This is a genomic window from Cupriavidus sp. CuC1, assembly GCF_044627735.1.
Taxonomy (GTDB): Bacteria; Pseudomonadota; Gammaproteobacteria; order Burkholderiales; family Burkholderiaceae; genus Cupriavidus; species Cupriavidus ulmosensis.
In genome coordinates, this window is sequence record NZ_JBIUHC010000049.1 from 38942 (window position 1) to 61871 (window position 22930).

Below are 22930 nucleotides of genomic sequence, written 5' to 3' on the forward strand. Positions count from 1 at the left end.
CGGGATAGGATAGCGGCCTGACCGTATCCATACCGCGATTTGCGGCGGCTTTTCACCGCGCTCCCGGCGCCCTGTGCCCAGCCCGCCCGCCCCGCAAGTCGCACGCCGCACGCAAGCAACCAGCTAGCCACTCGCAAGCCAAAAAGGACGCATCCCATGTCATCCGGTGTCATCCGTATCCGCGGAGCCCGTCAGCACAATCTCAAGAATCTCGACCTCGACCTGCACACTGGCGAAATGACCGTGGTGACCGGGCCGTCGGGCTCGGGCAAGTCGAGCCTGGTGTTCGATACGCTCTACGCCGAAGGGCAGCGGCGCTATGTCGAGACCTTCAGCGCCTACGCGCGCCAGTTCCTGGACCGCATGGACCGGCCGCAGGTGGACCGGGTGGACGGCGTGCCGCCGGCCATCGCCATCGACCAGACCAACCCGGTGCGCAGCTCGCGCTCCACGGTCGGCACGATGACGGAACTCAACGATCACCTGAAGCTGCTGTACGCGCGCGCCGCCGAACTGTTCGATCGCCAGACCGCGCAGCCCGTGCGGCATGACTCGCCGGAGACCATCTACGCGGAGCTGCAGGCACGTGCCGCGGACGGCGATCCGCGCCTGGTGGTCACCTTCCCGGTGGAACTGCCGGAATCCACCACCGAGGCCGAGATCGAGCAGTGGCTGTCGGTCAGCGGCTACACGCGGGTGCAGGCGCAGCGCGTGGTGGCGTCGCCCACCGGGCCGCGCAAGGTGCTCGACGTGGTGGCCGATCGCTTCCGCCTGGGCAATACAGAGAAGGTGCGGGCTGTGGAAGCCATCGAGGCCTCGCTCAAGCGCGGCAGCGGCCGGGTCAACGTCTACGTGCTCAATACGACGGACGAAGCCGCGGAACCGCAGGTGTGGCGCTTCTCCACCGGCCTGCACAGCCCTGAGAGCGATATCCGCTATGCCGATCCGCAGCCCGCGCTGTTCTCGTTCAACTCCGCCTACGGCGCCTGCGAGACCTGCCGCGGCTTCGGCCGCGTGATCGGCGTCGACCTTGGCCTGGTGATCCCGGACGAGCGCAAGACGCTGCGCGGCGGCGCCATCAAGCCGATGCAGACGCCGGCCTGGAAGGAATGCCAGGACGACCTGATGCGCTACGCCGCCAAGGCGGGCATCCCGCGCGACGTGGCGTGGTCCAGCCTCACCCCGGCCGAGCGCGCCTGGGTCATCGACGGCTCGCCGGACTGGAACGGCAAGTGGAATACGCACTGGTACGGCGTCAAGCGCTTCTTCGACTACCTGGAGTCAAAGGCGTACAAGATGCACATCCGCGTGCTGCTGTCCAAGTACCGCAGCTATACGCCGTGCGAGACCTGCGGCGGCGCGCGGCTGAAGACCGAGGCGCTGTTGTGGCGCCTGGGCAGCAAGCCGGGTGCGGACGCCGTGTGTGCGCCCGGGAAGCGTTTCCTGCCGCGCGGTGTCGATTGGGACCGCACTCAACTCGAGGCGCTGCCGGGCCTCACCGTGCACGACCTGATGCTGATGCCCATCGAGCGCATCCGCAAGTTCTTCGACGACCTCACGCTGCCGAGCCTGATGCTCGACGACGCGCTCAAGCTGCTGCTGGCCGAAGTGCGCACGCGCCTGAAATACCTGTGCGACGTGGGCCTGGGCTACCTCACGCTGGACCGCCAGAGCCGCACGCTGTCCGGCGGGGAGGTGCAGCGCATCAACCTGACCACGGCGTTGGGTACCTCGCTGGTGAAGACGCTGTTCGTGCTCGACGAGCCCAGCATCGGCCTGCACCCGCGCGACCTGAACCGCATCGTCGAAGCCATGCATCGCCTGCGCGATGCCGGCAACACGCTGGTGGTGGTCGAGCACGACCCTTCGGTGATGCTCGCGGCTGACCGGCTCATCGACATGGGCCCCGGCCCGGGCGAGCGCGGCGGCAACATCATCTTCGACGGCACGCCTGCCGATATCCGTAGCTCAGGCACGCTCACCGGCGAGTACCTTGCCGGGCACCGCCAGGTGACCGATCTCTCTCGCTGGCAACCGCGCGCGGTGGAGGCCAACACGCCGCGCATCGTGCTGGAAGGCGCGACCGAGCACAACCTGCGAGAGGTCACGGTGGAGATCCCGCTGCAGCGCCTGGTGTGCGTGACCGGCGTCTCCGGCTCGGGCAAGTCCACCTTGCTGCAGGACGTGCTGTATCCCGCCATGGCGCGCCAGTTCGGCAAGTCCACGGATGCGCCCGGCGCCTTCCGTAGCCTGACCGGCGCGGAACAGGTGGCGGATGTGGTCTTCGTCGATCAGTCGCCCATCGGCAAGACCGCGCGCTCCAACCCTGCCAGCTACGTAGGCGCCTTCGACGAGATCCGCAAGCTGTTCGCCAAGGCGCCCATGGCGCTGCAGCGTAGCTATACCGCGGGCATGTTCAGCTTCAACTCGGGCGACGGGCGCTGCCCCACCTGCGGCGGCTCGGGCTTCGAGCACGTCGAGATGCAGTTCCTCTCCGACGTCTACCTGCGCTGCCCGGATTGCGATGGCCGGCGCTACCGCGCGGAAATCCTTGAGGTGAAGATCGAGCGCGCACTGCCGGGCCAGCCGCCGCGCGCGCTCAGCGTGGCCGATGTGCTTGAGCTGACAGTGAGCGAGGCCGTGGCGCATTTTGCTGGCGACGCGGCCGTGCTGCGGGTGCTGCAGCCGATCGTCGACGTGGGCCTGGAATATGTGAAGCTGGGCCAGCCGGTGCCGACACTGTCCGGCGGCGAAGCGCAGCGGCTGAAGCTGGCCGGCTACCTCGCCGAGACCGCGCAGGCGAGCAATGTACGCGTCAAGCCGATGCCGTACGAATGCAAGCTGTTCATGTTCGACGAGCCCACCACGGGGCTGCACTTCGACGATATCGCCAAGCTGATGCGCGCCTTCGGCAAGCTGCTGGATGGCGGCCATTCGCTGATCGTGATCGAGCACAACCTCGACGTGGTGCGCGCTGCCGACTGGATCATCGACCTGGGCCCCGAAGGCGGCGACGCCGGCGGTGAAGTGCTGTGCGTGGGCACGCCGGAAGATGTCAAGCGCTGTGCGCACTCGCATACCGGCAAGGCCCTGCTGCAGTACGACCGCGCCGTGGGCCACGCCTTTGTCGCGGAAGATGCGGGCGTGCCGCTGCAGGCCGCCTTGCGCGCCGCCCGCGCGCGCCGCGCCATCGAGGGCGAGGACGTGGTGCGCATCGTCAACGCGCACGAGCACAACCTGAAGGCGCTCAACGTCGATATTCCGCATGGCAAGTTCAACGTCATCACCGGCGTGTCCGGCTCGGGCAAGTCCACGCTGGCGTTCGACATCCTGTTCCACGAAGGGCAGCGCCGCTATCTCGAATCCCTCAATGCCTACGCGCGCTCCATCGTGCAGCCCGCCGGGCGCCCGGAGGTGGATGCGGTGTATGGCATTCCGCCCACGGTGGCCATCGAGCAGCGCCTGTCGCGCGGCGGCCGCAAGAGCACGGTGGCGACCACCTCCGAGGTCTGGCACTTCCTGCGGCTGATGTATGTGAAGCTGGGCATCCAGCACTGCATCCATGACGGCACGCCGGTCACTTCGCAAAGCCCGGAGTCGATCGCCGCGCAGTTGCTGCGCGACTACAAGGGCCAGCATGTGGGCCTGTTGGCGCCGCTGGTGGTCAACCGCAAGGGCGTCTACACGGACCTGGCCAAATGGGCCAAGGCGCGCGGCAACACGCACCTGCGCGTGGACGGCGAATTCCTGCCGGTGGACCCGTGGCCGCGCCTGGACCGTTTCCACGAGCACACCATCGAGTTGCCGGTCGGCGACATCAACGTATCGGCGGACAACGAAGCCGCATTGCGCGCGATGCTCGGGCAGGCACTGGAAGCCGGCAAGGGCGTGATGCACCTGCTGGCCCCGCTCGATGGCCTGCAGCATGCGATGGGCAACGGCGGCACCGCCCGCGTCGGCAGCACCACCGTGTTCTCGACCAAGCGCGCCTGCCCGGTGTGCAGCACCAGCTATCCGGAACTGGATCCGCGCCTGTTCTCCTACAACAGCAAGCACGGCTGGTGCACCAGCTGCGTGGGCACCGGCCTGACCCTCACCCGTGAGCAGCGCGCCGTCTACGACGATACCGTGATGGCCGACGACAACCGCGGGCGCGAGCAGACCCTGCCCTCGGAGCAGCAAGAGCCCGATGACGTGGCCGATACGCCGTGCACGGACTGCGGCGGCACACGGCTGAACCCGGTGGCGCGCGCGGTCACCTTTGATGCGCACCCCATCGTGGAAGTGGCGCAGTGGACGGTGTCCGACACGCACCGCTGGGTGCAGGGCCTGCACCTGGCCGGCCGTGAAGGCGAGATCGCGCGCGACGTGGTGAGCGAGATCCGCAGCCGCCTGCAGTTCCTTGAGGAAGTCGGCCTGGGCTACCTGAGCCTGGACCGCGCCGCGCCCAGCCTGTCCGGCGGCGAGGCGCAGCGCATCCGCCTGGCCGCGCAGCTCGGCAGCAACCTGCAGGGCGTGTGCTATGTGCTGGACGAGCCCACCATCGGCCTGCATCCGCGCGACAACCAGATCCTGCTCGACGCCCTGCGCAAGCTCGGCGAGAAGGGCAACACGCTGGTGGTGGTGGAGCACGATGAAGACACCATCCGCCGCGCCGACCACATCATCGACATCGGGCCCGGCGCCGGCAAGCGCGGCGGCACGCTGGTGGCGCAGGGCGGCGTGGCGGCATTGTCGGCCAGCCCCGATTCGCTCACCGGCCAGTTCCTTGCGCAACCCATCCTGCATCCGCTGCAGCCGCGCCGCGTGGTCAAGCCGGAGGGCAAGAACAGCGAGGCTGTGCCCGAGCGCTGGCTGACCGTGCATAACGCCACGAAGCACAACCTGCGCAACGTCACCGCCAGCATTCCGCTGGCGCGGCTGGTCGCCATCACGGGCGTCAGCGGCTCTGGCAAGTCCACGCTGGCGCGCGACGTGCTGATGGCCAACCTGCTCGACGCGGTGGGCCGCTCGGTGATGTCCTCGCCGGCCACGCGCCGCGCGCGCAAGGCCGCCGGCAGCGAAGCGCCCGCGCGCTCGCAAGCCACCGCGCGCGCCGAGCCGCGCCGCAAGCTGGAGGTCACGCACAACTGGCAGGGCTGCGAGTCCATCACCGGCTATGAAAGCATCGACCGCGTGCTGGAGGTCGACCAGACCCCGATCGGCAAGACGCCGCGCTCCTGCCCGGCCACGTATATCGGCGTGTGGGACACCATCCGCAAGCTGTTCGCGCAGACGCTGGAGGCCAAGGCGCGCGGCTATTCCGCCTCGCGCTTTTCCTTCAACACCGGCGACGGGCGCTGCCCGGCCTGCGAGGGGCAGGGCGTGCGCACCATCGGCATGAGCTTCCTGCCGGACGTGAAGGTGCATTGCGATGTCTGCCACGGCCAGCGCTTCAACCCGGAAACGCTGGCGGTCACCTGGCGCGGCAAGAATATCGGCGACGTGCTGACGATGGAGATCGACGAGGCGGTGGAGTTCTTCTCCGCCATGTCCAATATCGCGCACCCGCTGCAGCTGATGAAGGACGTGGGCCTGGGCTACCTGACGCTGGGCCAGCCCTCGCCCACGCTGTCCGGCGGCGAGGCGCAGCGCATCAAGCTGGTGACCGAGCTGTCCAAGGTGCGGGACGACATCACCCGCCGTGGGCAGCAGGCGCCGCACACGCTGTACGTGCTGGATGAGCCTACCGTGGGCCTGCACATGGCCGACGTGGCCAAGCTGATCCGCGTGCTGCACCGGCTGGCCGATGGCGGGCACAGCGTGGTGGTGATCGAGCACGACCTCGATGTGATCGCCGAGGCCGACTGGATCCTCGACCTGGGCCCGGAAGGCGGCGTGGCGGGCGGCGGCATCGTGGCCGCGACGGATCCCGAGGGGCTGGTGCGCGTGCGGGCCAGCCACACCGGCGCGGCGCTGGCACCGGTGCTGGCGCGCGGCAAGGAGCAGGGCAAGGAGGCGGCCGAGAGTGGCAACGGCGGCAGGCGCCGCCTCGCGGCGGCGCAGTAAAGCCGCCGCGGCAGCCTCGCCACCCTCCCGGAAGGCGAGGCTGCAGGCCGTTTTCACCTGGCGGCCCCGGTAGCTGACACAATGACGGATTCAGCAACTGGCGGCCGCCGCCGGTCCAGCCGTGCGCCGTAGAGGTGGCGGCCGGGCGGGCCATGCGTAGCCGCCGCATGACAGCGTGACAGCAAAACCCCTTTTCTCCCTCCTCTCCATCGTGACGGCGCTATGGCTCGCCCTGGCCAGCACGTCCGTGCCGGCGGCGGCCGCTGGCGCATCGGACGCCAGCGGCGCACGCGCGCCTGCCAAGGCGGGCAAGCGTGCGGCCTCCGCGCCGACGCCAACGTCCCGGGCTGCCCAGCAAGCCACCACGTCGTCCCAGGTCAACCACGACCAATACGCACTGCGCCCCGAGCGCGACGTGCAGCCGCGCAGCAGCTTTGGCCTGCGGATGAAACCCGGCTGGCCGCAGCAGGACGATTCCGCCGGTCCCGGGCGTTAGCAACCCGGGGTTGCCTCAACGCGCGCCCGCGGCGCGCAGCAAAGCACTGACGGACTGGTAGCCGCGGCGTTGCGCCATCGGAGAGCAGGATGGCTTCGAGCAACGCGGTACGGCCTTCGGCGTCGCGCGCTTCCAGCACATCCAGCAGGTCATCCGCACGCACGGCTTGCGCGGTTTCTGCAACCCTGAGGCCTGTCATGCCGCAAGGCAGAAATTTCCGCGGCGCAGTGCAGCACGGGCGGCCGCCATGCTTCCGGGCATACCGGCGGGAGTGCCTTTGCGGTACGCTCTATGGATTCCGCAGTCCGACCCGCAGTCCGACCCTTACACCGCAAGGAGCTCAGATGTCCACCAGCCAGTCCGGCTTTGCGTCCGCCCCGGCCGTAGCCCGCGCCACCGTCCATCACCTGCGCGCATCGCGCATCCGCGAGGTGGCCAATGCCGGCATCGGCCTGCCCGACGTGCTGCCCTTCTGGTTCGGTGAGTCCGACCAGGTCACGCCCGCCTTTATCCGCGACGCCGCCAGCCGCGCCTTGGCCGGCGGCGCCACCTTCTACACGCATAACCTTGGCATTGCCCCGCTGCGCAGCGCGCTGGCCGGCTACGTCAGCGCACTGCACGGCGCAACCGCTCTGGACAACGTGGTGGTAACCAGTGCCGGCGTCAACGCGTTGATGCTGGCCGCGCAGCTGGTGGCCGGGCCCGGTGACCGCGCGGTGGCCGTCACGCCGCTGTGGCCCAACCTGGTGGAGATCCCCAAGATCCTTGGCGCCGAGGTGGAGACCGTCTCGCTCGATTACGGTGCGCACGGCTGGACCCTGGACCTCGACAAGCTGCTGGCCGCGCTCACGCCGGACACGCGGCTGCTGATGATCAACTCGCCCAACAATCCCACCGGCTGGGTGATGTCCCGCGCGGAGCAGCAAGCCGTGCTGGCGCATTGCCGCCGCCATGGCATCTGGATCATTGCCGACGAGGTCTATGAACGGCTGTACTACGGCGACGGCGGCGGCGAAGCCGCCGTCGCCCCGTCCTTCCTCGACATCGCCAGCCGCGACGAGCGCGTGATCTGCGTGAACTCCTTCTCCAAGGCCTGGCTGATGACCGGCTGGCGGCTGGGCTGGATGGTGTTGCCCGCGGCACTGACCGACGATCTCGGCAAGCTGATCGAGTACAACACGTCCTGCGCGCCTTCCTTCGTGCAGGAGGCCGGCATCGTGGCGGTGCGAGAGGGCGAAGCCTTTACGCGCGAACTGGTAGGGCGGCTGCGCGCCGCGCGCGATCACCTAGTGGGGGCGCTATCCGAGCTGCCGGGCGTGGATGTGCATGCGCCGGACGGGGCGATGTATGTGTTCTTCCGGCTGGCCGGTGCCGGCGACAGCCTCGCGCTTTGCAAGCGGCTGGTGCGCGAGGCGCGGATCGGGCTGGCGCCCGGGAGTGCATTTGGGGAGGAGGGGGAGGGGTTTGTCAGGTGGTGTTATGCGTGTGATTTGGGGAGGTTGGAGGAGGGGGTCAGGAGGTTGAGGGGAGGGTTGGGAGTTTGATGCTTTGTAGTCCCGCTTGACGCGGGGGGTGTCTCTTGTGTGGGCGGGGTTTTGAGGCTTCTAGCTGCTGTCGCGGCTGTGCGGGGTTGGCCGTTTTAAATAGAACGTGTGAGATGTCACTTTTCTTTACTCGTAAAGAAAAGTAACCAAAAGAAAGCGATCCTTGCAGGAGGCTGGCGTGGCGTCATTGGGAACCCCAATGGTTTCGTCGTACGGCCCCGGGTGCTAACCGACTCGTGCCGTTACCAGTTTAGACCACCACGACGCTGCCAATGCCCGGGGATTCGTGGTGGCCCCCACCGGTAGCCACCACCACTTGTTTCATGCCGTCTGTCGCTCGCGGCGCGGGCGGCCACGAAGTTGCAAGCGTCCCGTTTTCGTCGTGGGCGCGGTGGCACCGCCGGAATAGTTTTGAGGGATTCACCACCGCGCCCACCCCACCACGAAACCATCACGGCGTGATATATCGTGATGCTCCGATCCGGTACCGGCAGATGGGCGAATGGGCAGGGATGCTGCTACCGAGCAGCCTCACCACGAAACCAGCGTGTTCCGCTGGATCGTGGCCATTCAAACCGGTAACGGCATGAGGCCATTAGAACCCAGGGCCTGACGACGAAACCACCGGGCTACGCAACCCCGACAAGCCAGCCTCCTGCAAGGATCGCTTTCTCTTGGTCACTTCTCTTTACGAGTAAAGAGAAGTGACATCTCACACGTTCTAAATCGGCCAACCCCGTACAGCCGCGCCAGCAGCTAGAAGCATCAAAATCCCGCCCACAAACGAGATTCCCGCGTCAGCGGGGCTAGTGGCGTGAAAACCCCACCATCCCACATGTTCCAAAACGGCAACACCGTACAGCCGCGACAGCAGCTAGAAGCAATAAAATCCCACCCTCAAGAGACCCCCCCCCCGCGTCAGCGGGCTGCTGCGTCCACCTGCCACCATCCACCCCCCAGCGCCTGCAGCAACGCCGCGGAATCCGTAAATCGGCTGGCGGTAGCCTGCGACAGTGCGAGAGCAGCCTGCCGGTACTGCCGCTCGGCATCGAGCACCGCAAGCTGGCTGACGCCGCCGAGACGGTACTGGCCGGACACGACGGACAGCGTGGCGGCCGCCTGCTTCGCGCTGTCGGCGCGCGCCTGCAAGGTGTTGGCATCGGCTTCCAGCGCCCGCAGTGAATCCGCGACTTCGCGCAGGCCCTGCAGCACCGCTTGCTGGTACGCCGCCAGCGATTGCTCGTAGGCAGCCTCGGCGGCACGCTTGCGCGCCACCAGTTCGCCGCCGCGGAACACCGGCTGCACCAGCCCCGCGGCCAGCGACCACACGTTGAGGCTGTCAAACAAATTGCGCGCGGACAGCGCCTGCGTGCCGGCGCTGCCGGACAGCGTGAGCTGCGGGTAGAGCTGCGCGGTGGCGACGCCGATATTGGCTGATGCCTGGTGCAGGAGCGCTTCGGCCGCGCGGATATCCGGGCGCCGCCGCGCCATGGCGGAGGGCAGGCTCACCGGAAGCGTGGTGGGCAGCGTGAGATCTTCCAGGCGGAATTCGGGCAGCTCGGCGCTGGCGGGCGCCTGTCCCAGGTACACGGCAAGCTGATGCCGCGTGGCCGCAAGCTGCTGCGCCAGGCCCGGCAGCAAGGCCTGGCTCTGCGCCAGTTCATTGCGCTGGCGCTGTGCGTCCACCTGCGCCACGCCGCCGGCGCGCAAGCGCTGCTCGGTGATGGCGAGCTGGCGCTGCTGCGCCGCCACGATGGCCTCGGTGTCGGCAATCTGCGCGCGCAAGCCGGCCTCGCGGATGGCGGCCGTGGCCACGTTGCCAGCCAGCGTCAGGCGCGCGGCCTCCAGCTCGAAGCGTTGGTAGTCCACCGCTGCGCGCAGGCCTTCCAGCTCGCGGCGCTGGCCGCCGAACAGGTCGAGCGTGTAGGAGATTTCCACGCTGGCGCCGTACAGCGTGAACGGCCCGGGGCTGGGGAAGGCGGTGATGCCGAGCGAGTTGAAGTCGACCTGCTGGCGCGTGGTGTTCAGCTTGGCGTCCACGCGCGGGAGCAGGCGCGCGCCGGTGGTGGCCACCAGCTCCTGGCGCGCCTGTTCGATGCGGGCCTGTGCCTGCGCCAGCGTTGGGCTTGCATCCAGCGCCGCGCGGATGGTGCGGTCCAGCGCCGGGCTGCGGAACAGCGCCCACCATTGCGCCGGCACGTCGGCGCCGCTCTCCAGCGTTTGCGCCTGGCCGTGCGGCACGTCGGCGGCGCTGGTACGGGTGGGCTGCGTGCCGGCGGTATAGGACGGCGCGGCGGGCGTGGCCGGCTCGGTGAAGTCCGGGCCCACTGCGCAGGCCGAAAGCATGGCGGCCGCCAGTGCGGCGAGGACCGTGTGGGATGTGGGCTTGCCGTGTGGCGAGGCTTGCATGGCAGGCTCCCTCAATCCAGCGTGCGGCGATAAAAGCGCACTGCGATGGTCATGACGATTACCGTGAACAGCGCCATCGGCCACACGTTCGGCCAAAGCTCAGCCCAGCTGTTGCCCTTGAGCAGGATGCCGCGGATCAGGCGGTTGAAGTAGGTCATCGGCAGCACGTTGCCGATCGCCTGCGCCCAGCGGGGCATGCCCTGGAACGGGAACATGAAGCCCGACAGCAGCAGGTTCGGCAGGAAGTAGAAGAACGTCAGCTGCACCGCCTGCAACTGGTTTTGCGCAAGCGACGACAGCGTGATGCCCACCGTCAGGTTGGCGGCGATAAACAGCAGCGCCGCCAGGTAGACCGCCACCACCGAGCCGACGAAGGGCACGTCGAAGACCCAGCGCGCGGCCAGCAGGATGATGGTGGCCTGGATCAGGCCGATGAAGATGTAGGGGACGATCTTGCCGCTGATCACCTCCAGCGGCCGGACCGGCGTGGCAAGCAGGTTTTCCATGGTGCCGCGCTCGCGTTCGCGCGTCATCGCCAGGCCCGTCATCATGACCATCGTCATGGTCAGGATCACGCCCATCAGCCCGGGAACGATGTTGTACTGCGTGAGCCCCTCCGGATTGTAGAGGCGCTGCACCTGCACGTCGAACGGCGGCTTGCCGCCCGCCAGGTGCGCCAGCGCGCCCTGCAGGTCCTTGTCCGCGACCGAGACTGGCAGCTGCGCCAGCGCGGCGATGGCCGAGCCGGTGGCGGACGGGTCGGTGGCATCGGCCTCGACCAGCAGCGCGGGGCGCTCGCCGCGCAGCAGCCGGCTGGTGAAGTCGGGCGGGATGGTGAGCACGAACTGCACCTCGCCCTTCATCAGCGCTTCGCGCCCGGCGGCTTCGTCGGGCAGGGTGCCGATCACGTTGAAGTAGGTGGTCGCCTGCATGCCGGCCACGAAGGAGCGGGTGAACTCGCTCTGGTCCGCGGCGATGACCGCGGTGGTGAGGTGGCGCGGATCGGTGTTGATGGCGAAGCCGAACAGCATCAGCTGCACGATGGGCAGGCCAACGATCATGCCGAAGGTGACGCGGTCCCGGCGCAGCTGCAGGAACTCCTTGAGCACGATGCTCCACCAGCGCTGCAGGGAGAGCGGGAGACGCGCGCCGTTGGTGGCCTTGGCAGGTGCGCCTGCGTCGCGCGTCATGCTCGGGCCTCCTTGCCGTCCTGCTTCTGTCTTTGCTTGCCGGCGCGCATATTGTCCTCAGCGCCGCTCATCATGTGGATGAAGACGTCCTCCAGGCTGGTCTCGATCGGCTCGATCCGGTGCTGCGGGCCGGTGATGCGGCGCAACGTGGCTTCCAGTGCGGGCGCATCGTGCCCGGTGACGTGCAGCGCGCTGCCGAACACCACGGTCTGCTCCACACCCGGTGCGCCCCTTAGCTGATCCGACAGCGCGAAGAGCTGCTCGCCCTGCACGCTCCAGGTGACGAGCTGCTGGCTGGCCACCACTTCGCTCGCGGTGCCCTGCGCCAGCAGCTTGCCGTAGGCGATATAGGCGAGCTTGTGGCAACGCTCGGCTTCATCCATGTAGTGCGTGCTGACCAGCACCGAGATGCCGCGCGCGGCGAGCTGGTGCAGTTGCTCCCAGAAATCGCGGCGCGCCTTCGGGTCGACCCCGGCGGTGGGCTCGTCGAGCAGCAGCAGCTCCGGCTCGTGCAGCAGGCAGGCGGCCAGCGCCAGGCGCTGCTTCCAGCCGCCCGAGAGCGCGCCGGCCAGTTGCTGCGCGCGGCTGGCCAGGCCCAGGTCCTCGAGCGCCCGGTCCACCACCTCGCGGCGCCTCGGCATGCCGTACACGCGCGCCACGAAATCCAGGTTCTCGCGGATGGACAGATCGTCCCAATAGGAGAACTTCTGCGTCATATAGCCCACGCGCCGCTTGATCTCGGCGGTCTCGCGCAGGATGTCGTAGCCCAGGCAGGTGCCGGTGCCGGAGTCCGGCGTGAGCAGCCCGCACATCATGCGGATGGAGGTGGTCTTGCCGCTGCCGTTGGGGCCGAGGAAGCCGAAGATCTCGCCGCGCGCGACTTGCATCGTCAGGTTGTTGACGACGTGCTTGTCGCCGTAGTGCTTGTTGATGTCATGCACGTCGATGACCGGGGCGCTGGCATCGGCAGGCACGCCGTCCTGGGGAGCAACGGTTGCGTTCATGGCCTTGCCACCTCGACCGGCTGGCCCGGGTGCAGCTTCGGCGCGTCCGCCGCCGCGGGCCGTGCCTCCACCAGGAACACCAGCTTGCGGCGCGTTTCATTGCTGTAGATCACCGGCGGCGTGTACTCGGCCTGGCTGGAGATGTAGGTGACCGTGGCGGCAATGGGCGCGGCGCAACCATCGCAGCGCACGCGCACGGACTCGCCGTTCTTGAACGCGCCGAGCACGGTTTCCGGCACGTAGAAACGCACCTTGACGTTGCCCGGCGGCAGCAGCCGCACCACCGGGCTGCCCGCGGGCACCCAGTCACCGAGGCGGAAGGGCGTGTCGTAGACCAGGCCCGCCTGGGTCGCGCCCACGGTCTTGCGCGACAGCTTCCACTCGGCCTGCGCCAGCGCGGCGCGCGCGGCGGCCACCTGGGCCTGCTGGGCCGCTTGCTGCGCGGTGCGTCCCGGCAGCCGGGCCACGTCGATATCGCGCTGCAGCTCGCGCACGCGGGCGGCATCGGAGGCGGCGGTGGCGCGGCTGTCTTCCAGCTGTGCCAGCGCGATTCCGCCGATGGCGTACTGGGCTTCATCGCGCTGGCGTTGCGCGGCGCTGCGCGCGGCGGCGGCTTGGGCCTGCGCCAGCTGCGCGCGGCTCACGTCGATTTCCGGCACGCGCTTGCCGGTTTGCAGGTCGGCCAGCTGGGACTCGGCCGCGCGCACTTGTTCTGCCGCTTGTTGCCGGGCGGCGCGCTCGTCGTCGGCCTCCAGCGCGAACAGCGGCGCGCCACTTGCCACCTGCTCCCCGCGCTGGACGGAGATCTGGTCCAGCCGGCCAGCAAAGGGCGAGGCCACGCTGACGAACTCGCCCTCGACATAGCCTTGCCAGGAGGTGGGCGCCGGCTCGCCACAGGCGGATAGCAGCGCCACGCCGATCAGGGCGGCCGACGGCCAACCTGTACCCAGGATCGGGTCGGGGCGGGGTGAATCAGGCTGAGCGTGGCGAGGCATGCGGGCTCCGTGGCGGGCAGGCTGGATTCAGGCAGACGGCGGCGCGGCCGACCCGGGCTGCAGTACCGGCGGTACGCCCAGGCCGTGCGCCAGCAGCGCGCTCACGTGGCGCACCAGTGCCTCGCTGTCGATGGCGCCGGCGCCGGGCAGGCGGCGCCAGATATGGGTGGTGGCCAGCGGCAGCAGCGTCAGGCCGATCAGCGACACCATCAGCAGCGCCGGCTCCAGGCTGGCGTTGATCTCGCCGCGCGCGCGCGCCGCCGCCAGCGGGCCGAGCACCAGGCCGGCGCGCTGCAGCGCGATCTTCTGCAGCACGCGCTGGTGCAACTGCCCGTTGGCGCCGACGATCTCCCGGATCCACAGCCCGGGAAACCAGGGCGTGGCGGCGGCGGTGCGGATCAGCCGCCCGGCAATGCCCACCAGCATGGCGGCCGGGTCCGCGCTGTCGGCGGCGGCCGGCGCGAATACCAGCTCGACCAGGGGCTGCAGGCGCTCGTCGATCACGGCATCGAGCAACTGGTCGCGGTCGCGGAAGTAGTAGTGCACCAGCGCCGGCGTGACGCCCGCATGGCTGGCAATGGTCTTGATCGCTGTGGCGGCAACGCCACGCTGGGCGAACAGTTCGGTGGCGGCGTCGAGCAACTGCTCGCGCTGGCCAGCGCTGCCCGCATCCCCGGCGGCGGGCCGGCCCGGGCGTCGGCTTGGGGGCGGGTGGTCGGCAGCAGGCGGCATGGCGGCTCCTGAATCTGCAAATAATATTAATTTATGAATTAATTAATTCAAGGCCGATTACAACGTAATGTTGTGGCCACCCGCCTTTGAATCATGTTGCATCGCAGCAATACAAGGTAGACATGTCATAAAGGCTTGGCTATGCTTCGTCCGCCCGTCAGCCGGGCTTGACCCCTATTGCGCCCGCTGCCGTTCCCCGGACTTTTCATGCTGCTTTGTCGCTTCCCAGCCGCCCCAGTGCGGCCACGCCTGTTTTTTGCCACTCGCCTTGCGGGTGTGGCCTTGTCGCTGGCCGGCCTTGCCGGTATGGCGGCCATGCCCGCCCTGGCGCAGGAACAGGCCAGGGCAAGCAGCGACGCACCGGTGCAGGCCGAGGCCCCTGAGGACTATGCCTTCCACGGCCAGACCACCTATATCTGGCAGCGCAAGCCGTCCTTCGGCTCGGCCTACTCCGGCGCCAACAGCCTGACGGCGGATCGCGCCAAGAGCTACTCGTTCAGCACCACGCTCGATCTTGGCTTGCGCCTGTGGCGCGGCGCGGAGTTTCACTTCAACCCGGAAGTGACCCAGGGTGTACCGTTCTCCGAGCTGCACGGCCTGGGCGGGCCGACCAACGGCGAGCTGGCCAAGGTATCGAGCACCAACCCGGTGTTCTACCGGGCGCGCGCGTTTATCCGCCAGACCTGGGGACTGGGCGGCGGCAGCGAACAAGTGGACGCCGATTTCAACCAGCTGGCCGGCAGCGTCGACAAGCGCCGCGTGGTGCTGACCGCCGGCAACTTCGGCGTGCTCGACGTGTTCGACCAGAACGAGTACGGCTCCGACCCGCGCACCCAGTTCATGAACTGGTCTTTCATGGCGCACGGCTCCTTCGACTACCCGGCCGATGCGCGCGGCTACAACTGGGGCATGGCGCTGGAATACATCGGCGACATGTGGTCGGTGCGGCTTGGCCGCTTCCTGCAGCCGCTGGAATCCAACGGGCTGGAGCTCGATACGCGGATGTTCCAGCACTATGGCGACATTCTCGAATTCGAGAAGCGCTACAAGCTGGCCGGCCAGCCCGGCGTGGCGCGCCTGATGCTCTGGCGCAACAAGGCGCGCATGGGCGCGTTCAGCGATGCGCTGCAGCTCGGCGCCGCCACCGGCGCCGCACCGGACGTGGCCAATGTGCGCGAGGAGCACGCCAAGCTCGGCGCGGGCTTGGCGCTGATGCAGCGGGTCAACGATTCACTCGGTGTGTTCGCGCGCGCCAATATGTCGGACGACAAGACCGAGACCTACGCCTTTACGGAAATCGGCCGCCAGGTCGCCGCCGGCGGCGTGCTCAATGGCACTGCCTGGGGCCGCCCGCGCGATGTGGTGGGGTTGGCGGTGTCGGTGAATATGTTGGGGGCGCGGCACCAGGCTTACCTGGCTGCCGGCGGGCAGGGCGCTTTTCTTGGCGATGGCGCGTTGCGGTATGGGCCTGAGCAGATCGTTGAGCTGTTCTATAGCTTCCAGCCGGTCAAGTACCTGAGCATCAGCCCGGACTTCCAGTACATCCGCAATCCCGGCTACAACCGCGATCGCGGGCCGGCGAAGTTCTATGGCGTGCGCTTCCATGCTGAGTTTTGAGCAGGCCGGGATCTTTGCGCAAATAAAAACCCCGGCGTGCGTGCCGGGGTTTTTATTTGCTTCACGCCTTCGCGTTGCTCACTGCCGCGCGTTGCGCCGGTTGTCCGGCCACGGCGTGTTGAAGTTGGTGCGGAACGGATTGATATCCAGCCCACCGCGCCGCGTGTAGCGCGCATAAACCGCCAGCTTCACCGGCTTGCACTCCCGCATCACGTCGGTGAAGATGCGCTCCACGCATTGCTCGTGGAACTCGTTATGGTTGCGGAACGAGATCAAATACTTGAGCAGCCCTTCCTGGTTGATCGGCGCACCCACGTAGCGGATCTGCAGGCTGCCCCAGTCGGGCTGGCCGGTCACCAGGCAGTTGGACTTGAGCAGGTGCGAGACCAGCGTTTCTTCCACCGGCGATTCGTCCTGGGCGGCATGCAGCAAGTGCGGCGCGGGCTCGTAGATGTCGGTCTCGATGTCGAGCCGGTCCAGCTGCACGCCGTCCAGCTCGCCCATCTTCTGCGTGCCGAGATCGGCCTCGGTCACCAGCCGCACCTGCACCGTGCCGCCGGTGGCTTCGGACAGGTCGTGGTGCAGCAGTTGCTGCAAGGCTTCGGGCGAGGCGATCTTGCTCTGGTTGAACGAATTCAGGTACAGCTTGAACGACTTGGACTCGACGATGTTCGGCGTGTCGGCCGGAATGATGAAGCTGGCCAGCGCGACCTGCGGCTTGCCCTTCATGTTCAGCCACGATAGCTCGTAGGCGTTCCAGATGTCCACGCCGAAAAACGGCAGGGCGCGGCCTTCCGCCAGCCCGATCTCGGTGCGCTTGGGCTGGCGCGGGATCGGGAACAGCAGGGTGGGGTCGTACTCGGTCTTGTAGGCCGAAGGTTTGCCTAGCGGCGAATGTTCGGGAAGGCTCATGGTTGCCTCGGATGATCAGGACAAGAACAGCTTGTACACGGGGTTCTCGGTCTCTTCCCAGTGTACATAGCCCAGCGTGGCGAGGAAGGCGCGGAAGGCGCGCTTCTCGTTCTTGGGCACCTGGATGCCAACCAGGATGTTGGAGGTGTCGCCGCCTTGGTTGCGGTAGTGGAACAGGCTGATATTCCAGTTCGGGCTCATGCTCGACAGGAAGCGCATCAGCGCGCCCGGACGCTCCGGGAACTCGAAGCGGTACAGCAGCTCATCATGCGCCAGCGCCGAATGGCCGCCGACCATGTAGCGGATATGCTGCTTGGCCAGCTCATCGTTGGACAGGTCCAGCGTATCGAAGCCGTGGCGGCGGAAACCGGCGGCTATCTTCTCGTTATCCGCGCGGCTCGCGATCTGCACGCCCACGAAGATGTGCGCCATGCTGTTGTCGGCGATGCGGTAGTTGAACTCGGTCACGTTGCGCGTGCCGAGCTGCTCGCAGAAGCGCTTGAAGCTGCCGCGTTCCTCGGGGATGCTGACCGCGAAGATCGCCTCGCGCGCCTCGCCCACCTCGGCGCGCTCGGCGACAAAGCGCAGGCGGTCGAAGTTCATGTTGGCGCCGCAGGCAATGGCTACCAGGTGCTGGCCCTTGAGCTTCTCGCGCTCGGCGTAGAGCTTCAGGCCGGCCACGGCCATGGCGCCTGCCGGCTCCAGGATGCTGCGGGTGTCCTGGAACACGTCCTTGACGCCGGCGCAGATGGCGTCGGTGTCCACCAGGATGATCTCGTCGACCAGCTCGCGCGTGATGCGAAAGGTTTCCTTGCCGACCAGCTTCACGGCGGTGCCGTCCGAGAACAGGCCCACTTCCTTGAGTTCCACGCGCTTGCCCGCGTCCACCGAGCGCTTCATCGCGTCGGAGTCCACGGTCTGCACGCCAATCACCTTGATCTCCGGGCGCACGGCCTTGATGTAGGCCGCAATGCCGGAGATCAGGCCGCCACCGCCGATCGCCACGAACACCGCGTGCAGCGGGCCCGGGTGCTGGCGCAGGATTTCCATGGCGATGGTGCCCTGGCCGGCGATGACTTCGGGATCGTCGAAGGGGTGGATGAAGGTCAGCTTGTGCTTTTTCTCCAGCTCCGCGGCGTGGTTGTAGGCGTCGCTGTACGAGTCGCCGTGCAGCACGATTTCCACCCACTCGCCGCCGCGCTCGCGCACCGCGTCGATCTTCACCTGCGGGGTGGTGACCGGCATCGCGATCAGCGCCTTGCACTTGAGCCGCGCAGCCGATAGCGCCACGCCCTGCGCATGATTGCCGGCCGAGGCGGCGATCACGCCACGTTTGAGCTCCTCCGGCGACAGCGAGGCCATCTTGTTGTACGCGCCGCGCAGCTTGAACGAGAACACCGGCTGGGTGTCCTCGCGCTTGAACCACACCTTGTTGCCGGTGCGCGCGGAGAGCAGGGTTGCGTAGGTGAGATCGGTCTCCTGGGCCACGTCGTACACTTTGGCGGTCAGGATCTTTCTCAGGTAATCGGGTTTGCGGGTCATCGTGGACAGCCGGGGCGGGGATTGGCGGAAACCGCTAATGATAAAGGATGGCGGGGTGCGTCGATGACTGCACCCCTGCGCAAGCGGCTGCGAAGGGCAGGCAAGTGCACCTTCGGGCGCTGGCGCGCGCTGCGCACCGCAGCGGCGCAGGCACCGTCGTGGCGCGCCGAAGGGGCGCTTGCGCACCTTGTAGGACGAAGCCCGGTGGACGGTGCCGGAACACTCGTGATACGGTGTAACGCAATGCCTCCCCTACCTCTTATCGAACCGAACACCGCGCTGTTCCTGGATTTCGACGGTACGCTGGCCGACCTTGCGCCGCGTCCTGACCTCGTGCAGGTCGAACCGGAACTGGTGGGGACGCTGCGCGCCCTGCATTTGCATCTGGGTGGCGCGGTAGCCCTGGTTTCCGGCCGGCCGATCGCCGAGCTGGATCATTTCCTGCAACCGCTGCAACTGCCGTGCGCCGGCGTGCACGGCGCGGAGCTGCGCGACGCGGGCGGCCACCGGCTGCGCCAGCCCGACCCGGGCGTGCCCTTGCTGCTCCCGCCGCTCGAATTCCTGGTCGGCGCGCATCCGGGCTTGCAGCTCGAGCGCAAGTCGGTCGCGGTCGCGGTGCACTACCGCGCCGTTCCCCATCTTGAAGGCATGGTGCGCGACTTCGCGGCCGAGCTGGCGAGCGGCGTGCCCGGTATCGAGGTCCTGCACGGCAAGATGGTGGTGGAGCTCAAGCCGGCGGGCATCGACAAGGGCGGCGCCATCGATACCTTTATGCGCGGCCCGCCATTTGCGCGGCGCACGCCGCTGTTTGCCGGCGACGATATTACCGACGAGGCTGGCTTTGCCGTGGTGCGGCGCCTCGGCGGCGTCGGCGTGCTGGTTGGCGAGCGGCCCAGCGCCGCCACTGTCAGCGTGGCCGGCCCGGCCGCGCTGCGCTGCTGGCTGCATCGCTCCGCCAAGGCGCTCGAAGTCATGGCCGCCGCGCAGGGCACGCAGATTTCCGGAGCTACATCCACAACGACGTCTTGAGGGGGATTCGCTGTGAGCAACCCATCCACCGAGGGTATTTCGGCGCGTGCCGGAGGTGCCGGCCGCTACGCCGACCCTTCGCTATCGCTGGGCATGATCGGCAACTGCGCGATCTCCGCGCTGGTCGACGGGCGCGGCCGCATTGTGTGGTGCTGCCTGCCGCGCTTTGACGGCGACCCGGTCTTCAATGCCTTGCTCGATCCGGGCGAGAACGCTGGCCACTTTGCCATCGAGATCGAGGACTTCCAGGAAGCGCACCAATGGTACGAGCCCAATACGGCCGTGCTGCGGACCCGGCTGACCGACCAGCATGGCAACTCCCTTGAGATCACCGATTTCGCGCCGCGTTTTTTCCGCCTCGGACGTTACTTCCGCCCCACCTCGCTGATCCGCCGCATCCGGCCGATACAGGGCGCGCCGCGGGTGCGCGTGACGGTGGCGCCGCGTTTCGACTGGGGGCGCATCAAGCCCGAGATCACGCGCGGCAGCAGCCATGTGCGCTATATCGGCGACGGCACCACGCTGCGCATGACCACCGACGCGCCGCTCACCTATGTGCTGTCGCGCACGCCTTTCCTGCTCACGCGCGACCTCAACTTCATCCTCGGGCCCGACGAAACCCTGCAGGGTGGCGTGGAGGAAACCGCGCGCGACTTCGAGCAGGAGACCACCGCTTACTGGAAGATGTGGAGCCGCCGCCTCGCGGTCCCGCGCGAGTGGCAGGATGCGGTGATCCGCGCCGCCATCACGCTCAAGCTATCGCTCTATGAAGAGACGGGCGCCATCGTCGCGGCCATGACCACCAGCATTCCCGAGGCGCCCGGCAGCGGGCGCAACTGGGATTACCGCTTCTGCTGGCTGCGCGACGCGTTTTTCGTGATCCGCGCGCTCAACAGCTTGGCCGAGGTCGGCACCATGGAGGACTACCTGCGCTGGTTGTCCAACGTGGTGATGCAATCCAAGAACGGCCATATCCAGCCGTTGTACGGCATCGGGCTTGAGCTCGAATTGCCGGAGAGCGTGCTCGATCACTTGTCGGGCTACCGCGGCATGGGCCCGGTGCGCGTGGGCAACCAGGCGCAGGAGCACTTCCAGCATGATGTCTACGGCAACGTGGTGCTGGGCGCGGCCCAGGCTTTCCACGACCATCGCCTGTTGCACCGGGGCGGGGCGGCCGAGTACCACGTGCTGGAAACCGTGGGCGAGCAGGCGGTACGCGTGTTCGGCACGCCCGATGCGGGCATGTGGGAGCTGCGTACCCGCGCCCGGGTGCATACCTCATCCGCACTGATGAGCTGGGCCGCCTGCGACCGCCTCGCCAAGATCGGCGATGCGCTGCGGCTGCCCGATCGCGCGGCCTACTGGCGCCAGCATGCCGACGTCATGAAGGAGCGCATCGTGCGCGAGTCCTGGAGCGAGGAGCGCCAGGCGTTCGCCGAGAGCTTCGGTGGGCGCGAGCTCGATGCCAGCGTGCTGCTGATGGCCGAGGTCGGCTTTATCGCGCCGCGCGACGAGCGCTTCATGTCCACGCTCAAGGCGATGGAAGCCTCGCTGTGCGACGGGCCGTACATGCGCCGCTACGAGGCGCCCGACGATTTCGGCAAGCCCGAGACGGCATTCAATATCTGCACCTTCTGGCGCATCGACGCGCTGGCCCGCGTCGGGCGCGCCCAGGAAGCGCGCGAGATCTTCGAGGCCATGCTGGCGGCGCGCAACCCGCTCGGGCTGCTGTCCGAGGATACGCACCCCGTGACCGGTGAGATGTGGGGCAATTTTCCGCAGACCTACTCGATGGTGGGCCTGATCAATGGCGCCGTGCGCCTGTCCGCGCCGTGGGATTCCGTGATTTGAAGGCGCGCGGGGCAAGGCTAGCGCAAAGGAATGTATGGGCAGACTAGTAGCGGTATCCAACCGCGTCGCCGATCCGCGCAACGTCGCCGCGGGCGGCCTCGCCGTGGCACTGGGCGAAGCGCTCAAGGCTACCGGCGGCATGTGGTTTGGCTGGAGCGGCAAGATCGTGGAAGCCGCGCAGGGCGGCACGCCGGGCGAGGGTGAGCTGCATATCCAGCAAGCCGGCAATGTCACGCTGGCCACGGTCGACCTGTGCCGCGAGGACCACGACGCGTACTACCAGGGCTACAGCAACGGCGTGCTGTGGCCGGTGTTCCACTATCGCATCGACCTGGCGGATTTCGACTCCGGCTATCTCAACATCTATCGCCGCGTCAACCAGCTCTTTGCGCGCAAGCTCGCGCCGCTGCTGCGCCCGGATGATGTGATCTGGATCCACGACTACCACCTGATCCCGCTTGCTTCGGAGCTGCGCGCCATGGGCTGTGGCCAGCGCATGGGCTTTTTCCTGCATATCCCGCTGCCCCCGCCGCTGATCCTTGCCGCCATCCCGCAGCACGAATGGCTGATGCGGGCGCTGTTCGCCTATGACCTGGTCGGCTTCCAGAGCCAGCTCGACCTCGAGCATTTCTCGCGCTACGTGCAAAGCGAAGCGCAGGCCGAGCCCATGGGCGAGTATCGCTTCCGCGCCTTCCACCGCACCGTGCGCGCGCAAGCGTTCCCGATCGGCATCGACGTCGACGAATTCGCCGCGCTGGGCCAGTGCGAGGAATCGCGCGAGACGTACGAGATGATGCGCGGCCAGTATTCGACCCGCCGTCTGCTGCTTGGCATCGACCGGCTCGACTACTCCAAGGGGCTGCCGCAGCGGCTCAAGGCGGTCAGGACGCTGATGGCGCAGTATCCCGAGAACCGCCGCAGCGCCACGCTGATCCAGATAGCCGCGCCATCGCGCGAAACGGTGGATGCCTATGCGGATCTGCGGCGCGAGCTGGAAGGGTTGTCGGGGGCGATCAATGGCGAGTATGGCGAGCTGGACTGGATGCCGGTGCGCTACATCCATCGCACCACGGCGCGGCGCCGCTTGCCCGGGCTGTGCCGGGCCTGCCGCGTGGCGCTGGTTACGCCGCTCCGCGATGGGATGAACCTGGTTGCCAAGGAGTTTGTGGCTGCGCAGGATCCGGATGATCCTGGGGTCTTGGTGCTATCGCGGTTTGCTGGCGCTGCCGAGCAGTTGCGGGAGGCGCTGTTGGTGAATCCTTACGATATCAATGCTACTGCGCAGGCGATTCAGCAGGCTTTGCATATGCCTTTGGCTGAGCGGCAGTCTCGGCATCAGAAGCTGTTGGAGCGGATACGGGCGCAGGATGTGCATTGGTGGAGGCGGGAGTATTTGAGGACTTTGGCGGAGACGGATGGGGGTTAGGGGGGAGGGGTTTTAGCTGCAACTGCAACTGCAACTGCAAAATCAGCTTCAACTGCGGAAGGTCAAAGTCAACTGCAGTTTCACCACCCCTGCGGGGCGGCGACCTACTTTTTTGTCTTGCCAAAAAAGTAGGCA

14 protein-coding genes are annotated in these 22930 nt (G+C 67.5%); 7 read left to right on the forward strand and 7 right to left on the reverse strand.

The window, feature by feature from the left end; all coding sequences use genetic code 11:
* Window positions 1-156 precede the first annotated feature (156 nt).
* The 3 genes from uvrA to ACGLHR_RS21465 all read left to right on the forward strand — a co-directional run bounded on the left by uvrA (window position 157) and on the right by ACGLHR_RS21465 (window position 8088).
* Window positions 157-6048 (forward strand): excinuclease ABC subunit UvrA, encoded by a 5892-nt coding sequence (uvrA, locus tag ACGLHR_RS21455; RefSeq protein ID WP_400096262.1) that lies wholly within the window; start codon window positions 157-159, stop codon window positions 6046-6048.
* A 175-nt stretch (window positions 6049-6223) separates the two neighbouring features.
* Window positions 6224-6544: a hypothetical protein gene (locus tag ACGLHR_RS21460; protein WP_400096263.1), complete on the forward strand. Its 321-nt coding sequence runs from the start codon at window positions 6224-6226 to the stop codon at window positions 6542-6544.
* Window positions 6545-6888: 344 nt separating this feature from the next.
* Window positions 6889-8088 carry a pyridoxal phosphate-dependent aminotransferase gene (locus tag ACGLHR_RS21465; RefSeq protein ID WP_400096264.1) on the forward strand — a complete coding sequence of 400 codons (1200 nt, stop codon included), beginning with the start codon at window positions 6889-6891 and terminating at the stop codon, window positions 8086-8088.
* A gap of 918 nt (window positions 8089-9006) precedes the next feature.
* Here the strand turns inward: ACGLHR_RS21465 and ACGLHR_RS21470 are convergent.
* Genes ACGLHR_RS21470 through ACGLHR_RS21490 form a run of 5 tightly spaced genes read right to left on the reverse strand, consistent with a single transcriptional unit; the run spans window position 9007 to window position 14418 of the window.
* A complete protein-coding gene (locus tag ACGLHR_RS21470) occupies window positions 9007-10497 on the reverse strand; it encodes an efflux transporter outer membrane subunit (RefSeq protein ID WP_400096265.1) in 1491 nt (496 codons plus the stop codon).
* Between the two features lie 11 nt (window positions 10498-10508).
* A complete protein-coding gene (locus ACGLHR_RS21475) occupies window positions 10509-11687 on the reverse strand; it encodes an ABC transporter permease (protein ID WP_400096266.1) in 1179 nt (392 codons plus the stop codon).
* On the reverse strand, window positions 11684-12691 hold the full coding sequence (locus ACGLHR_RS21480) for an ATP-binding cassette domain-containing protein (RefSeq protein ID WP_400096267.1): 1008 nt from the start codon (window positions 12689-12691) through the stop codon (window positions 11684-11686). Before ACGLHR_RS21480 ends, ACGLHR_RS21475 begins: the two co-directional genes overlap by 4 nt.
* A complete protein-coding gene (locus ACGLHR_RS21485) occupies window positions 12688-13686 on the reverse strand; it encodes an HlyD family secretion protein (protein ID WP_400096268.1) in 999 nt (332 codons plus the stop codon). Before ACGLHR_RS21485 ends, ACGLHR_RS21480 begins: the two co-directional genes overlap by 4 nt.
* Window positions 13687-13713: 27 nt before the next feature.
* Window positions 13714-14418 carry a TetR/AcrR family transcriptional regulator gene (locus ACGLHR_RS21490; protein ID WP_400096269.1) on the reverse strand — a complete coding sequence of 235 codons (705 nt, stop codon included), beginning with the start codon at window positions 14416-14418 and terminating at the stop codon, window positions 13714-13716.
* A 207-nt stretch (window positions 14419-14625) separates the two neighbouring features.
* On the opposite strand from ACGLHR_RS21490, the gene ACGLHR_RS21495 reads away from it, so the two are divergent.
* Window positions 14626-16035, forward strand: coding sequence for a carbohydrate porin (locus ACGLHR_RS21495; protein WP_400096270.1), 1410 nt, complete (start codon window positions 14626-14628; stop codon window positions 16033-16035).
* Between the two features lie 78 nt (window positions 16036-16113).
* On the opposite strand, the gene queF is transcribed toward ACGLHR_RS21495, so the two are convergent.
* Window positions 16114-16947, reverse strand: a complete 834-nt coding sequence (gene queF / locus ACGLHR_RS21500) for an NADPH-dependent 7-cyano-7-deazaguanine reductase QueF (RefSeq protein WP_400096271.1) — start codon at window positions 16945-16947, stop codon at window positions 16114-16116.
* Between the two features lie 15 nt (window positions 16948-16962).
* Window positions 16963-18489, reverse strand: coding sequence for a threonine ammonia-lyase, biosynthetic (gene ilvA / locus ACGLHR_RS21505; protein WP_400096272.1), 1527 nt, complete (start codon window positions 18487-18489; stop codon window positions 16963-16965).
* Window positions 18490-18732: 243 nt separating this feature from the next.
* On the opposite strand from ilvA, the gene otsB reads away from it, so the two are divergent.
* The 3 genes from otsB to ACGLHR_RS21520 are packed head-to-tail and all read left to right on the forward strand — an operon-like array spanning window position 18733 to window position 22795.
* Window positions 18733-19518 carry a trehalose-phosphatase gene (otsB, locus tag ACGLHR_RS21510; protein WP_400096273.1) on the forward strand — a complete coding sequence of 262 codons (786 nt, stop codon included), beginning with the start codon at window positions 18733-18735 and terminating at the stop codon, window positions 19516-19518.
* Between the two features lie 36 nt (window positions 19519-19554).
* A complete protein-coding gene (locus tag ACGLHR_RS21515) occupies window positions 19555-21369 on the forward strand; it encodes a glycoside hydrolase family 15 protein (protein WP_400096274.1) in 1815 nt (604 codons plus the stop codon).
* A 34-nt stretch (window positions 21370-21403) separates the two neighbouring features.
* A complete protein-coding gene (locus ACGLHR_RS21520) occupies window positions 21404-22795 on the forward strand; it encodes a trehalose-6-phosphate synthase (RefSeq protein WP_318237995.1) in 1392 nt (463 codons plus the stop codon).
* The last annotated feature ends 135 nt before the right edge of the window (window positions 22796-22930 follow it).

Excerpts from the sequence above, each read along its gene's own strand:
- uvrA (WP_400096262.1), top strand. The coding sequence starts at position 157 with ATGTCATCCGGTGTCATCCGTATCCGCGGAGCCCGTCAGCACAATCTC.
- ACGLHR_RS21465 (WP_400096264.1), top strand. The coding sequence starts at position 6,889 with ATGTCCACCAGCCAGTCCGGCTTTGCGTCCGCCCCGGCCGTAGCCCGC.
- ACGLHR_RS21470 (WP_400096265.1), bottom strand. The coding sequence starts at position 10,497 with ATGCAAGCCTCGCCACACGGCAAGCCCACATCCCACACGGTCCTCGCC.
- ACGLHR_RS21475 (WP_400096266.1), bottom strand. The coding sequence starts at position 11,687 with ATGACGCGCGACGCAGGCGCACCTGCCAAGGCCACCAACGGCGCGCGT.
- ACGLHR_RS21480 (WP_400096267.1), bottom strand. The coding sequence starts at position 12,691 with ATGAACGCAACCGTTGCTCCCCAGGACGGCGTGCCTGCCGATGCCAGC.
- ACGLHR_RS21485 (WP_400096268.1), bottom strand. The coding sequence starts at position 13,686 with ATGCCTCGCCACGCTCAGCCTGATTCACCCCGCCCCGACCCGATCCTG.
- ACGLHR_RS21490 (WP_400096269.1), bottom strand. The coding sequence starts at position 14,418 with ATGCCGCCTGCTGCCGACCACCCGCCCCCAAGCCGACGCCCGGGCCGG.
- ACGLHR_RS21495 (WP_400096270.1), top strand. The coding sequence starts at position 14,626 with ATGCTGCTTTGTCGCTTCCCAGCCGCCCCAGTGCGGCCACGCCTGTTT.
- queF (WP_400096271.1), bottom strand. The coding sequence starts at position 16,947 with ATGAGCCTTCCCGAACATTCGCCGCTAGGCAAACCTTCGGCCTACAAG.
- ilvA (WP_400096272.1), bottom strand. The coding sequence starts at position 18,489 with ATGACCCGCAAACCCGATTACCTGAGAAAGATCCTGACCGCCAAAGTG.
- otsB (WP_400096273.1), top strand. The coding sequence starts at position 18,733 with ATGCCTCCCCTACCTCTTATCGAACCGAACACCGCGCTGTTCCTGGAT.
- ACGLHR_RS21520 (WP_318237995.1), top strand. The coding sequence starts at position 21,404 with ATGGGCAGACTAGTAGCGGTATCCAACCGCGTCGCCGATCCGCGCAAC.